Source organism: Epibacterium ulvae (assembly GCF_900102795.1).
Classification (GTDB): domain Bacteria; phylum Pseudomonadota; class Alphaproteobacteria; order Rhodobacterales; family Rhodobacteraceae; genus Epibacterium; species Epibacterium ulvae.
Genome location: NZ_FMWG01000015.1, coordinates 36,545 through 50,678 on the forward strand (window position 1 = coordinate 36,545; position 14,134 = coordinate 50,678).

The 14,134-nt window shown below is 51.4% G+C and carries 11 protein-coding genes; 6 read left to right on the plus strand and 5 right to left on the minus strand.

The features are described 5' to 3' along the window. Window positions 1-30 precede the first annotated feature (30 nt). From BLP79_RS17435 to BLP79_RS17455, 5 genes are all read left to right on the plus strand, one after another. Window positions 31-2,403 carry a TRAP transporter permease gene (locus BLP79_RS17435; protein WP_090220980.1) on the plus strand — a complete coding sequence of 791 codons (2,373 nt, stop codon included), beginning with the start codon at window positions 31-33 and terminating at the stop codon, window positions 2,401-2,403. Between the two features lie 2 nt (window positions 2,404-2,405). Continuing rightward, a complete protein-coding gene (locus BLP79_RS17440) occupies window positions 2,406-3,677 on the plus strand; it encodes a M20/M25/M40 family metallo-hydrolase (protein ID WP_090220981.1) in 1,272 nt (423 codons plus the stop codon). After that, the gene (locus BLP79_RS17445) at window positions 3,670-4,413 is read left to right on the plus strand and encodes a sulfite exporter TauE/SafE family protein (RefSeq protein WP_090220982.1); all 744 of its coding nucleotides are present in this window, start codon (window positions 3,670-3,672) and stop codon (window positions 4,411-4,413) included. The genes BLP79_RS17440 and BLP79_RS17445 overlap by 8 nt, the downstream gene beginning before the upstream one ends. 260 nt (window positions 4,414-4,673) lie before the next feature. Beyond that, window positions 4,674-5,624, plus strand: coding sequence for an ATP-binding protein (locus tag BLP79_RS17450; protein WP_090220983.1), 951 nt, complete (start codon window positions 4,674-4,676; stop codon window positions 5,622-5,624). Further along, on the plus strand, window positions 5,621-7,417 hold the full coding sequence (locus BLP79_RS17455; RefSeq protein ID WP_090220984.1) for a TniQ family protein: 1,797 nt from the start codon (window positions 5,621-5,623) through the stop codon (window positions 7,415-7,417). Before BLP79_RS17450 ends, BLP79_RS17455 begins: the two co-directional genes overlap by 4 nt. A 465-nt stretch (window positions 7,418-7,882) precedes the next feature. On the opposite strand, the gene BLP79_RS17460 is transcribed toward BLP79_RS17455, so the two are convergent. From BLP79_RS17460 to BLP79_RS17480, 5 genes are all read right to left on the minus strand, one after another. Then, the gene (locus tag BLP79_RS17460; protein WP_090220985.1) at window positions 7,883-8,128 is read right to left on the minus strand and encodes a type II toxin-antitoxin system prevent-host-death family antitoxin; all 246 of its coding nucleotides are present in this window, start codon (window positions 8,126-8,128) and stop codon (window positions 7,883-7,885) included. 311 nt (window positions 8,129-8,439) lie between these two features. Then, window positions 8,440-9,315 carry a polysaccharide deacetylase family protein gene (locus tag BLP79_RS17465; protein ID WP_157843997.1) on the minus strand — a complete coding sequence of 292 codons (876 nt, stop codon included), beginning with the start codon at window positions 9,313-9,315 and terminating at the stop codon, window positions 8,440-8,442. Between the two features lie 187 nt (window positions 9,316-9,502). Further along, on the minus strand, window positions 9,503-10,114 hold the full coding sequence (locus BLP79_RS17470) for a hypothetical protein (protein WP_198512007.1): 612 nt from the start codon (window positions 10,112-10,114) through the stop codon (window positions 9,503-9,505). Window positions 10,115-10,638: 524 nt separating this feature from the next. Continuing rightward, window positions 10,639-11,396, minus strand: a protein-coding gene (locus tag BLP79_RS17475; RefSeq protein WP_090220987.1) for an IS5 family transposase whose coding sequence is annotated in 2 segments (ribosomal slippage) — window positions 10,639-11,075 and window positions 11,075-11,396 — 759 coding nt in all. Because the reading frame shifts where the segments join, the coding sequence is not laid out codon by codon here. A gap of 258 nt (window positions 11,397-11,654) precedes the next feature. Then, on the minus strand, window positions 11,655-12,704 hold the full coding sequence (locus BLP79_RS17480; protein WP_090220988.1) for a GlxA family transcriptional regulator: 1,050 nt from the start codon (window positions 12,702-12,704) through the stop codon (window positions 11,655-11,657). A 282-nt stretch (window positions 12,705-12,986) separates the two neighbouring features. On the opposite strand from BLP79_RS17480, the gene BLP79_RS17485 reads away from it, so the two are divergent. Continuing rightward, window positions 12,987-14,129 carry an aromatic ring-hydroxylating oxygenase subunit alpha gene (locus BLP79_RS17485; protein WP_090220989.1) on the plus strand — a complete coding sequence of 381 codons (1,143 nt, stop codon included), beginning with the start codon at window positions 12,987-12,989 and terminating at the stop codon, window positions 14,127-14,129. The last annotated feature ends 5 nt before the right edge of the window (window positions 14,130-14,134 follow it).

A 14,134-nucleotide genomic window follows, 5' to 3' on the forward strand; every position in this document is an offset into this window, starting at 1 on the left:
GACCATCTCTCTTCCAAACTGGAAAGCACCATGTCAGATAAATCACTGCAACAAGCGGCCGTTGATGAAGCGCTGAAGGTAGAACGCAGCGATTATTTTGGGCCTTGGCCAAAAACCTTCATCACCCTGGCCGCCCTTTGGTCCCTTTATCAACTTTGGATCGCTTCGCCGATTCCTTATGCACTTGGCTGGGGTATCTTCGTAGATTTGCCCGCACGCGGGATCCATCTGGCCTTTGGGTTGTTCCTTTGCTTTCTCTTGTTCCCAGCAAAATTCGAGGAAAAGCGCGAAGGAAAAGCATGGTTCAGCCTGATATTGGCGATCATAGCAGCGGCCAGCGCTTTATACGTATATCTGGGTTATGACGGCATCGTTCTTCGCGCTGGTATCCTGGCAAATATAGATATCCTGGGATTTAGCATCCCATACGAAGTGATCCTGTCCGCTGTTGGGATGCTCTTGTTGCTTGAGGCCACAAGACGTGGGATCGGTACGCCGCTGGTTATCGTTTGCGGTGTTTTCATGGTCTATTCGCTGTTTGGTCCCTACATGCCGGAGATCATTTCCCACAGGGGTGTCTCCATACCACGGATGGTCGGATACAATTGGCTCACCAGCGAGGCGATCTTTGGCATCCCTATCGCGGTTTCGCTTAGCTATGTGTTTCTATTTGTTCTGTTTGGCGCGTTCATGGACACAGCTGGCGCTGGTAAGTTCTTTCTTGATATGTCTTTTGCCGCCGTCGGGAAGTACCGAGGCGGACCTGCTAAAGCTGCAATTCTGGCATCTGGCCTGACGGGCATGATTTCGGGCTCTTCGATTGCCAACACGGTTACCACCGGTGCGTTTACCATTCCGGTGATGAAGAAGACCGGATTTCCTGGTGACAAAGCAGGCGCAATTGAAGTCTCGGCCTCAATCAACGGTCAACTTATGCCACCGATCATGGGGGCTTCGGCCTTTATCATCGCTGAATTCATCGGGATTTCTTACTATGACGTTATCGTGCATGCGATGATCCCGGCGTTTATCGCATATATCTCGCTATTCTACATATCGCATCTGGAAAGCCTGAAAATGGGTCTTGTGGGTCTTCCGAAGGCTGACTTGCCGGCGATGACCAAGACGTTCAAAGAAGGTGCATACTTCCTGGTTCCAATCGGGATGCTGGTTTACCTACTGTTGGTAAAGCGCTGGAGCCCAGGAAGCGCCGTGTTCTGGTCAATCATGATGATGGCCGGAATCATTATGTTGCAGCAGGTGATGCTGGCGCGTCAGCATGGTTTGTCGGTCCTGAAAGGTCTCCGGTCGGGTGGGATAATTGTATTCTACTCACTGGTTGCTGGTGCGAAATCAATGACAGCCGTTACAGCAGCCGTTGGCGCGGCAGGTATCATTGTCGGCATCGTGTCATCGACAGGGTTGAACAATGCCATGCTGGGAATTGTCGAAGCGCTGTCACAGGGCAACATCTACATCCTGTTGTTCCTTGTGGCTGTCGTCAGCATAATCCTGGGAATGGGGCTACCGACTACGGCGAATTATATTGTCGTTGCCTCATTGATGGCGGGCGTAATGGTCGAGTTAGGCAACGCGTCAGGTCTGGTTTTGCCACTGATCGCCGTACACCTTTATGTGTTCTACTTCGGGCTCATGGCAGATGCGACGCCACCAGTTTGTCTCGCAGCATTTGCGGCCTCCGCCATCTCGGGTGCAGATCCCATGAAGACGGGCATCCAATCTTTCAAATACGCGATCCGCACGGCGATCCTTCCAATTGTGTTCATTTTCAACCCAGAACTTTTGCTGGTCGGAGTAGACAGTATCTGGCAAGGGGGCTTAATCTTTGTTGTTGCGTTGATGGCCATCTTCGCCTTCTCTTCCCTGACACTTCAGTGGATGTTCGTTCGCCTGAAGCTGATTGAATCCGTGTTTCTGGTTTTTGTTGTAATCAGCCTTTTCCGTCCGGATTTTGTGTTGGATCGATTCAGCCCTGCCTATGAGGACGTACAAATGGCACAAGTTGTTGCCGGTGAAACGTCGGTTGGAGAAGGGCAGAAAGTGCGTTTGTATGTCACCCGCGAAACCGAATACGGGGACCGCTTCAAACTGTTCACTGCAACTGTTCCAAATGCGTCGGACAATTTGCTGGAAGCCGTTGGCATCTCAGTTGAGGTCGAAAGTGATGGGCGCACCGTAGTCTCTGACATTGGATTTAATGGCCCAGCCGAACAGCTTGGGGTTACTTGGGGCGATTATGTCACCTCAGTTGGTCTAGAGCAGTCCGGTCGGATGCCTAAGGAGATTATCTACATTTTCGGCATTCTGGCTTACGCCGCTGTAGTTCTGATGCAGCGACGCCGGATGAAGAAAAATCAACAAGCTGATCTAGTGGAAGCGTGAAAATGGAAGCCAATATTACCGAGCCAAATGTACGCAACAAAATATGGTTTTGGCTTGACAAAAATCGAAAACAAGTCGTCGATCTAACCCTGCGTCTGGTGAAAATCGAAAGCCAACAGCCCGAAGGAGATGTTCGGGCGATGGCAGACGAAATTGAAGCCATTGCAGCGTCGATACCTAGTGTCGAGATTGAGCGCTTTGTCTCAAAAGAACCGGTGCATAATGTCGTCGTCCGTCTCCGGGGCAATCGCCCCGGAAAACGTCTGATCCTAAACGGGCATATGGATACATTTCCTGCCGGCGATTTGTCTGGCTGGACCCGCGATCCAAAAGGCGAAGTGGACGGCGACAAGGCTTATGGACTGGGTATCTCTGATATGAAGGGCGGCATCGCGGCCAGTCTTTTGGCAATGAAATGTCTCGCCGATACCGGGGCGGATTTCCCTGGCGAAATCGTGGGTACATTTGTCGGCGACGAAGAAACTATGGGGGTGCTGGGAACCCAATACTTGCTCGACAGCGTTCCGCACGCAAAGGGCGACGCTATGATAAGTGGCGACGTCGGGTCCCCGCATATTTTGCGGTTTGGCGAGAAAGGAATGATCTGGGCCAAGGTTACGGCAAATGGCAAATCCACCCATGCCGCCCATGTTCACCGCGGGGAAAGCGCAATCGAGAAACTGACCGCCGTTATGGACAGCTTCAAATCCTTGCGGTCTTTTCCGGTTGGAAACACAGGCAACAATGTTGTCCCGTTCATTGATCAGTGGTCTGAAAAATCCGAACGCATGTCAGGTAAAGGTGAAACGGACGTGCTGAAAAATGTGACAATCACATTCGGCACAATTGACGGCGGCAGATTGTCGAATCTGGTTGCCGACAGGGCTAAATTCACTTGTGATGTCCGGCTGCCGGTTGGTGTTTCAGTCGCGCAGATCGAGGCCGAGATGAACCGGATATGTCAGGATTTTGATGGGGTTGAGCTTGAAATTACGCGCCGCTACGAACCCAGCTGGACCGCCCCGGACCACCCCGTGATCGAAGCGGTGCGTCAAAACTGTATTGAGGTTTTGGGACAAGAGCCGGCAGTAACCATGCGCGTCGGGGCGTCTGACGCCAGGCTGTATCGCTACGCAGGCGTGCCAGTCGTTGTCTGCGGATTGATGGCCCATAACCTGGGCACAGCCGACGAATACATCATGTTGGATGAACTCTATTCCCTTGTCGATATCTTCGCCTTGTCGGCGCACGACTATCTGGTGAAGAATGCTTGAAATCACGATCGTATCTGTCGCCGCTTTTCTTGCAGGTGTCCTGAATTCAATTGCTGGCGGAGGTAGTTTTCTAACCTTCCCAGCGCTGGTCTTCGTTGGATTGCCTCCTATCCCGGCGAATGCAACAAGCGCTGTTGCGGTTTTTCCGGGATATCTCAGCGGAGCGGTAGGATTTCTGTCAGAGATTCAAGCCTACGACAGGCGCGCACTATTTGTCCTGTTGGGTTTGTCAGTCTTAGGCGGGGTCCTGGGAGCAGTTTTGTTGCTGATAACGCCGTCTGAAGTATTCAGTTTTATCGTTCCATGGCTGTTGCTATTTGCGACGCTGCTATTTGCGTTCGACAAGCAAATTCGCAGCTGGACCAAAGGTGAACGCAAAGCGAACCCCTTTGGCAGAAACGCGGCCACACTGGCCGTCACGACCTATGGCGGATACTTCAACGGTGGATTGGGAATTGTCCTTCTTGCGCTGTTTTCGGGTCTGGGGTTTCGGGACATCAACCTGATGAACGGGTTAAAAAACGCATTGTCGTTCATCTTATCCGGAGCCTCCGTCGTGACGTTCCTGCTGGCCGGGATCGTCTACCTGAAAGAAGCCGCTTTTATGATGATCCTCGCAACAATTGGAGGATATGTAGGCGCAAGACTCGCAAAGAAGCTGCCGGTAAATGTGATCCGTTCCATCGTAATTTTCGTCGGGTTAGGAATGACGGTGGTGTTTCTGGCACGCAGCTAAGTTCCCCCAATCGGCATTCTTCAGCCTTACACAGCATTACCAATGTTGTCGTAGAACCAATTTTGTCAGGACAATGACGGCTTTGGACTGAGATCGGTCATTGAGCAGCAGGGGCGCGGCAGATCTCGCCGTGACCCTTCTGCTGCACCGCTGCAGGTCGGGTTCGAGTCCAGCCGAGACGCAATCCCTGCCGGAACAACAATCTCCCAATTCTTCGGACACAGGCGTACCCGTGCGCCGCAAACGCTGGACCTTCAACAATGGCCAATGATCGCATCAAACACACCGCCAAACGCGTTTCAACTCTACGCAATCACTTCATCAATCATGAACGTTTTGAACCGCTTGAGGCCCAGTTTACGCTCTTGCTTGAGAAACGTCTGGCAGACATCGAGGCCGGGCAAATCAATGAAGCTCACGGCATGGCCCTTTCAGGGCCATCTGGCGCGGGCAAGACCACTGCCATGACTTTCCTTGCACAGCAAACACAAGAACGTCTGCGGGCGGAGGGGCATGGCGACAGGTGTATTGTGAGCCTTCGTGCGCCATCACCGGCCACACAGAAATCTGTAGGCCAAGCCTTGCTGCGGGAACTTGGTTACAAGATCAGCTCTGAACGGCAGGCATGGTACATATGGGATCTGGTGCGTCATCAGCTCAAGGAGCTGGGGGTTGCTTTTATTCTTCTCGATGAAGCCCAGGAACTCGCATCGCGCGGCACCAAACATGAATTGGCTTCGGTGGCTTCCATGCTGAAAACACTTATGACTGATCCTGAATGGCCGGTCGGAATCATCCTTTCGGGCACGCTGGAGTTGGAAGGTATTTTGAACCATGACCCACAGCTTGCGCGGCGCATGAAGACGGTCCGATTTAACAGCCTCTCTCCGATCGCAGACGCACAAAACGCAGTCGATTTGATCGGGGCATATTGTGACGCTGGGGAGGTCTCAGCTCACGAAAGCATCCAGAAACAGGCGATGGGCAAACGCCTAATTCATGCAGCCGCAAATCAATTCGGTTTGGTGATCGAGCTTACAATCGCAGCGCTTGAACAGGCTTTTCTTGAAGCGTCCTCGACCCTGCGACGGGAACACTTTGCCAAGGCCTATCATTGCCGATCGGCCTGCGACGATACCCTCAATCCCTTTATTATCCCAGATTTTTACAGGGTCGATCCCCGCCAGGTTTTCCCGGAGGCAGATACATGATGTTTGCAATGGCTCAAGCACTCCCGCTCTCAGTGGAGTTTAAGCAAGGTGAGACGGCGGCGTCATTGGCCTCACGCCTGACCCGCAAGAATGGCGCTCCGCGGGTCATTACCTTCAGCTCAGACGTGGGCCTTACTTATCTTGGAATTACCAACGGCGAACCAGACGATGTAGTCCGTCTAGCATCCTTGGCCGGTTGCTCCGCCGTGGATCTTCGGCACGGCACACCGCAACTCACGTCTCCTGGCTGGTTACAACTGGGCGCGGAAACGATCAAGTTCACGGCCTTCAATCGGACTGCGCTCAAGGCCTGTCCTGAATGCTTGAGGGAGGCGACGAAATCGACGGACGCGGCACATTTTGGCGTCTGGCAACTCACCTCTGTAAGGACCTGCAAACGTCACGGCTGTTATTTGGTGCCAATGCCAAAGGCGCGCAGCAACAAGGACACGTTTGATTTCATGCACCTGTGCGATCAATACGATCCGATATTGTCTGAGCCCGCGAATGAATCTGATCTCAAACTGGAAAACTATCTTCGAGATCGGATTGAGAATGGTCCGGGCTCCTCTTGGTTGGACAAATTGCCCTTCCACGTCGCGGCGCAAACCTGCGAGGGCTTTGGTTTGCTGCTGACGCAGGGGGCCAGTTTCAAACGTGATGATGCAACCCCAGCTCAATGGGCGAGAGCAGGCAGCGCCGGGTTTGACGTGCTGAGAAAAGGACCAGATGCGGTTCGACGAAAGCTCAAGGAAATCCAAGAGGCACATCCAGTGGACAACACGCTCTACCGCACGCGGTATCGCGTGTTCTTTGAATGGCTCCGACATCGTGATGACGATCCAGCGTTTGACGTCATCCGTGATCTGGTGCGCGATTTTATCTTCAAGAATTTCCCGATTGCAGAAGGGGCAATTGTCTTGGGGCGGCCCTGCCCCGAGCAATACGTGCATTCTCTATCCACCGCTCGCAGCCGCTATGGCGTCTCTGGCTGGCAGCTTGCACGACGACTGGAAGCAATGGGGCTCGCGACCCGCAACACCTCCGGCCGCGGTTTTGTGCTGAAGCGATATGTCTCAACCGAAGTTATCAACGACATCGTAACGGATTCCGATGCATTGCTGAATGCTGGAGAGACTGCTTCAAAGCTTGGGATCGAGCGGTTCATGCTTACCAAACTTACGAATGCGGGACTGATCTCCAAATACTTCGCCGACAAGAATGCCTACCCACACTACCATCCACGCGAAATCGAACGTTTTTTGGCCGTGCTACGCGATTTGATTGCCGCGAAAGTTTCTGGCAAAGCCTACCTCGATATTCCCTCAGCATCGCACCGGCTCCGGATACCAACAGAACGGGTGGTCGAAATCATCTTGAGAAACCGGATCGCTCTGGCGGCTTCAGACCCTGACGCGGTACAGTTTCCAGAATTTCAAGTGGCATTGGAGGACTTGAAGGAAATCATAGCAAGGGACCATGAAGGCACAATTCGACCAGCTCGCGCCGCTGAAATCCTTGGCTTGAATATCCGCACTATTAGAGGCCTGCTGGACCAGAATTTTTTAAAGCCAAAACAAGTTACCGAACTTCAGACCGGCAGAAAGCGCAGATACGTCTGTGCGAAGTCAATGGAGCGGTTTCGCGAGCGATACATCTCCGTCGTTGAGCTTTCAAATCAATCTGGTCGATTACCAGGAGCTGAGGCCGTCATTCGTTTGGATCAAGGCTTAAAGCCGCTTCCACTCGGTACCAGATGTCGTTTAATTTTCAGACGAGACGATGTTCTATGAAACAACCGAATGCCATGCTAGCGCGACACGCGACGAGCGTGTAGCGTGAATGCAAAGACGAAACCCAACACTGAACAAATTAACCCATGGAGGGTATAGCATGTCTAACGAAACCAAAATCGCAGCAACGTCCATTGCGCTTTCTTTGTTTGGAATTGGCCTCGTCATCGCTGAGCGCGTACACCACGGATGGTGGCCGTTTTAAGAGACGTGAAATTCTCACGGCACATGCTCGAAGCAAAAACTTTGCCGAGCGCGGAGGTGATGCGGTTTGGCCGAAATAGCTATCGCTTTCCGAGCTAACTGCTCAAATAAACTGATCAAGATGTGCAAGTACACGTAGAGACGGCCGTGCCAAAGGCCGTCGTATCCAGCCATGAATTCGTCTTCGGTCCATTTCTCAACAACGGCTCATGTGTCTTTGTGTAAGGGACTGAAGGCGGCCATTAATCGTACATCAATGCATTAGAGGTCTACTGGCTTCGCCGAAACGGAAGATCTCTGAGGTTCAAAGTCAATTTCAGCCAACCCTGGCATAGACAGGGCTTGAACGATATTGGCTCCTTTAGAGGTGATCTGCTGATACTGCGAATAACTCATCAGCACATGAGTTGGCTCTCCGCTCTCTGTTACAAAAACTGGGCCGCTCACGGCATCCTGCATGGCTTTGAGCAGGTTCTGCTTCAACTCATCATGGGTAAATTTAGCCATAACAATTCCCCCTTCGCGGTGATTCTGAGAAAGACTGAACCCAAGCGAAACTTCCCCTCGCAGCTGAACGTGCGTCTCAACAGTTTACGATACACAGCGCACAATACGCACACTTAATGATTATGCAAATTGGTTGCACTCTCCGAACCTAGCTCCCAGTACATAATAAACTTGGCTTCGTATGAAGAATGCTAAACCGCTAAAAGCGGCTCTTCGTACTAAGTGCGGCCAATGACGGCTTCGAGGCCAGAGGCACCGATGCTGTGCCTTACACCAATGTCTGGTCTAGGAAGGGCGAGCGACTGTCAGGCCTATTCCCGCTTCCCGCCAAGCACTCTTTCAATCTGAGACAGCCCCTGCGGTCCCGCATAATTATCCAGGCGAGAAAACAGAGGATGCATCATAGCTTCTTCAACAGGAATGAAAGACCAGCCTTGCTCGTCATACCAATCAAGAAGTGTCCCAAAGTGATCTGCATTGATCCGATTGAGGTGGATGAGCAGGATATGATCAACGTCGCTACCGAGTTCTTCAATCGCTAGATTTTGGAAGAATGCCGTGCGCTCCTTCATGTGGGCCAAATAATTCTGTGCTATGATGGCAGCTGCTTCGCCATTGCCGTCTTCGAGCGCCGCAACATAGTCAGCATTGAACTGCCATTCGTCGTTATCAATGGTCACTGGGACATTTTGATACCCAAGTTCCGATAGGATTTCTGTCGCTGCCACCTTCGTTGCTTCTGTTTCTCCTTCACGCAAGAATGGAAAACGATAAAACCGTTGCTCATCAATCCACTGCTGCAACACCTCGTCAGTCCGACGCGTTTCTTCGAAAAATGCATCGCGTGTCAGCGTTCCATAATCAGGATGCGACCAGCTATGATTTCCGATTGTGTGGCCAGCATCTGCAAAAGCTTGTAGCGCATGAAGTGATCGGGCATTGATTTGTTGCCCCACTGCAAAGCCAGTTGCGACAATACCATGCTTTCGCAGAGCAGCCGTGATTTGATTGGTGTATCTCAAGCCGTCTTCTGGACTGGTTCGCGATGGCATGACGTAAGGAAGATCATCAATGGTTATGGCGACACGTGAGGGTGCTGTCGTGACATCTGAAGCAGCGACCAGCTCTGGGTTTACGGCAGTGTTTTGCACACACGAGGCAAGTGCAAAGCCCAGCACTCCTGCCATCAACGCTCCCGAAAAAAGACAAAACAGTTTGCTGCGCAACATCTCTAATACCTGCTCAAATTCAATAATTTTGACAGGATCATAACCGCGTGAGTTGATCGAGGCCAGCGATCAGAAATCAGCAAGCGGCCATTGGCGCAAGCGCGACGAAGGTCGAGAACGAACCGAAAACCCCCCAAATTCTTAGCTATGCGATTTGAACAATTCGGCTCAACGCACACAAGGGGTCGTTTTCAACGAAATGGGCTATCGCGGATTTCATGGCTTCGAAATCGCTTCCGTAAAAATAGAGCGCTGTCTCTTTACTGCCTTCCCAATGTCCACGAAAACTACCTATCCCTTCCATAAGTTCATTGCAGCGAGAAACGATGTTGTTGATATCCGATGCAGCATAAACTTCGTCAGGCAAGTCTGTTCCGTTTAGAAAAAGTGCCAAGCCTTCCAACTTCCCAAATCGGATCGCATCTTGCTCTGTAGATACTTTGAGCAACGAACCTTTCGGTGCGCCAAGCTGTTCTAAAGTGTCAATAATTGTGCCTAGAGTGCCTTTAGAAGCGTCATTCACCACAATTTCAACATCGCAAAATTCGATACCGTCAGGTTCGTCCGTCAACTGCGTGCCCCCTCCAGTAACTTCTCCCAACCCTGATGATCTCAACACTTCATCAAGAGGGTCTTCAAAGTAGTCACCTCGGTCAATAGGTTGAACACGAGCATTGAGCTGCGCAATGACCATAGTCGGATTGCTTGCAGGTGCTTCTTTGGGCTTTTTAATTCCAAACAATTTGGATATCCACATTTTGAATACTCTTCTATTTTTGGTGCGCTCAATAACCAGATAGAACGGGCACTACAATGTTCGCTTCGTCCGCATAGTTGCCATTTAGGTGTTCGATGCTGAACGTCTGCTTTCGTTGAAGTCACATCAAAGCACCCCACATTTCTCGAAACCAATTTTATTGGGTTTTCGTAATAAGACTGCATGTGATCTGAGAGGCAGACTTATGTGACCAAAGAGGCAAAATTGGCTGTGCGAAGAATTTTGGTCCCTTTGCTTTTAAAGAGAAAAACTCAGCATCAGAGGCAAAACTTTGTGCTCCTTCTCATCCTTGTTGTAAATGATCACATAGTTCTGCCTTTTTGGTCAGATATTTTGCCTCTAGCGGAACGGGACTTGCCACGCTGAAAAGCAGTTCAGACCGCGCAAACCAACCGAAAGCCGCGGGATTAACGACTGAGAGTGGCACTTAGCCACTAACTCGATCATGCCCTGCAATTAAGGACCTTCGAGAACCCAGTTTTGGGAAAGTCTAGGCTCAGGACTCATAACCAGTAAATGACGAGAGCGGCGAGTGCGATTGCGGACAAGAAAACCTTTGGGCACCTGTCGTATCGTGTTGCTACCCGCCGCCAGTCTTTAAGTCTGCCAAACATGATCTCGATGCGGTTGCGTCGCTTGTATCTGCGCTTGTCGTATTTGACGGTTTTCTTGCGTTGCTTTCGACCAGGTATGCAGGCGCGTATCCCTTTGTCTTGCAACGTTTCTCTGAACCAATCAGCGTCATAACCCCGGTCGCCGAGCAGCCATTTGACGTTTGGCAAGCTGCCTACCAAAGCTCGTGCACCGATGTAATCGCTGACCTGACCGGCGGTCACAAAGAAATTCAGAGGACGCCCTTGGCTGTCGCAGATGGCGTGCAGCTTTGTGTTCATACCTCCCTTGGTGCGACCGATCATAGGGCCACGTCCCCCTTTTTCACCGCAAGGCTGGACGCCATGCAATGAGCTTTGAGATATGTTGCGTCGATCATGACCGTCTTCTCTTCACCATGATCAGCGGCCAAGCCGATCAGCATCTCGGCGAAGATGCCCTTGTCGCTCCACCGCTTCCAGCGATTGTAGAGTGTCTTGTGCGGGCCGTATTCCTTAGGCGCATCGCGCCATCGTAACCCGTTGCGATTGATGAAGATAATGCCGCTCAGCACCCGACGATCATCAACGCGAGGTTTGCCGTGTGACTTGGGGAAGAAGGGCTCAAGACGCGCCATCTGCGCATCTGTCAGCCAGAATAGATCAGACATGTTCACCACTCGATTTTGCGAACCGTGAATCACGCAGCCAACCGGAAATCAATGGGTCCTGACCCTAACTCATCCGCACCGCTCTGGCGCGCAATTCCTTTGGATAGCGTGCTCCGTCCTTCGTTAAATGCCTCACCGTCGGCACCTTCTAATCTCCGAAAAAACGCCAGCCGAGGTCTTCAAAGAAAAGGGGATAGAAGAAATAGCAAGGCCTCCTGGTTTCAGAACGAAGGGCGAGCGCAGCGCATTTTCCGAATGCTAATTTTTATCACAAGTCGCCCTACTGCGTCTTGACGGTGACTTGTATTCGCCTGTTTGGATGAAGTGAAAAGGGGACACACCAAAAAGTTCCTTGAAGTTTTTTGAAAAATGACTGCTGGAATTGAAACCGCATGCCGCCGCCACCTCTGCGGTAGAAAGATTGGTCTCTGCCATTATCGCGCGTCCTCGATGGAGCCGGCTCTGTTTGATGAACTGTTTTGGCGTGATCGCGAGATAGGTTTTAAACAACCGTTCCATTTGACGCCTTGAAATTTTGGCGTTCTTGGCAATTGCATCAAGGGTCAAATCACCTTCAATATCGCTTTCGATAAAGTCGATGATCTTTTCCAGTGACGGATGGCGCACAGTGATGGCCGCCGCAGAGCCAACCTTTTGGGGCTCGGTCTCGACGCGGGGCACTTGATGCAAACACATCGTGGTGACCGCACGAGACAGCTTTAATCCGTGAAGCTTGAGTATGCGGCTTATCATCATGTCGGTTGCAGCCACGCCCCCGGCACAGGTCCAGATCCGGTCGCCAAAATGAAAAAGATGTTCATTGACGTCCAGATCGGGGTAAAGCTCGCGAAAGGCAGGAATGTTTTCCCAATGCAGCGTCACCGGCGTGCCTTTGAGGATCCCCGCTTCGGCAAGAGTATAGGTGCCGGTGCAAATCCCACCAACAGTTTGACCACGCCTCCAAACACGTCGAATCTCATCCGCGACCTTTTTTGACGACATGGCTTTTGGTTGAACGCCCGAACATACGATTGCAATCTCGTGCGGCTGGATGTCGTCGATGCTTCCATTGACTGAAACTTCCAACCCGTTTGAACACCGAACCGGCTGGCCGTCCTCGGACAAACACCGCCATTTGAACAGCACTTTCCGGGTCAATTGATTTGCGATACGCAATGGCTCGATTGCAGAGCTAAGGGCATTCATCGACAGACTCGGGACAAGAATGAAAACATAATGTTCGGTCGCGACCTCTTTGTCGTTCAGACGGCAAAATGCCACTCCGTGCGGAATATGATCTTCTACCATAGGCAACCTCCTGACCTGTATTTTCCCTTATAATTGATGACCCGGCTTAATTTATTTCGTCATCAATTTCTCCTTGATAGCCATCAAGGCCGCACTCTCCCAGGGTGCCAACCGATGCAGACAACCTATGGTTACTCTTGGCGATCCTAAAACAAAAGCAAAAGGCGAATAAGGTTAAAGTGGCAGCCAATGAAGACAAGTTGAATCATTCAAGCCACGCCAGAATATTCAACACCGGCACGGATGAATCGACCGGTCTGCTTGAGGTTTAAGAGGATCATAATGACTGAACAGCCATCCGCCAGCGAGTTTTCAGCCATCTCGACAGGGTATGACACCGACGTTTCGCGTTCCTTGTCTCTGCGCAAAGAAGCTTATGTTGAGAACAAGTGGTACAACGCTGATCTGAAAGCGATTTTCTCCAAAACCTGGCAGTGGGTCTGCCACATTGAAAAGGTACGTGAACCCGGATCGTACACGACAATCGAAATCGCAGGAAATCCAATCGCCGTTGTGCGCGACCGCGAGGATAAATTGCGGGCCTTTTACAATGTGTGCAAGCACCGCGCGCATGAATTGCTGTCGGGCGACGGCAACACGACGCGCATCATGTGCCCCTATCACGCCTGGGTCTACAAGCTGGACGGAAACCTTGCCCGCGCGCCAGAAACCGAGGGGCTTACAGATTTCAATCCAAAGGAAATCTGCCTTGATCAAGTACAAGTCGAAGAGTTTTGCGGGTTCATCTATGTGAACCTCGACCCTTCTGCCCCATCGCTTGCCGAAAGCACCGGCGATCTGGCAACAGAGATCAAGCATTGGGCCCCGGATATAGAAAACCTGACCTTCGCCCACCGATTGACCTATGATATCGAGTCGAACTGGAAGAACGTCGTCGACAACTTTCTGGAATGTTACCATTGCCCGACCGCGCACAAAGATTTCTGCGAATTGGTCGACATGGATACCTACAAGGTCACAACCTACGGCATCTATTCCAGCCATATGGCAGAGGCGGGGAACAATCCCAATAACAACGCTTATGACGTATCAAATGCAACTGTGAAAACACATGCGGTTTGGTGGCTCTGGCCCAATACCTGCATCATGCGCTATCCCGGTCGGTCGTCGATGATCATTCTGAACGTCATCCCGGCAGGCCCTGACCGCACGCTTGAAACCTATGATTTCTTCCTTGAGACCAAAGAAGCCAACGAGATGGAGCAGGAGATTGTGCGCTATCTGGATGAGGTTTTACAGGTCGAAGACATCAATTTGGTCGAAAGCGTTCAGCGCGGCATGAAAACACCTGCCTTCCAGCAGGGGCGAATTGTGAATGACCCCAGCGGCTCAGGCAAATCTGAACACGCGGTGCACCATTTCCACGGGCTTGTTCTGGACGCATATAAAACGGCGGCTGAATGATCCCT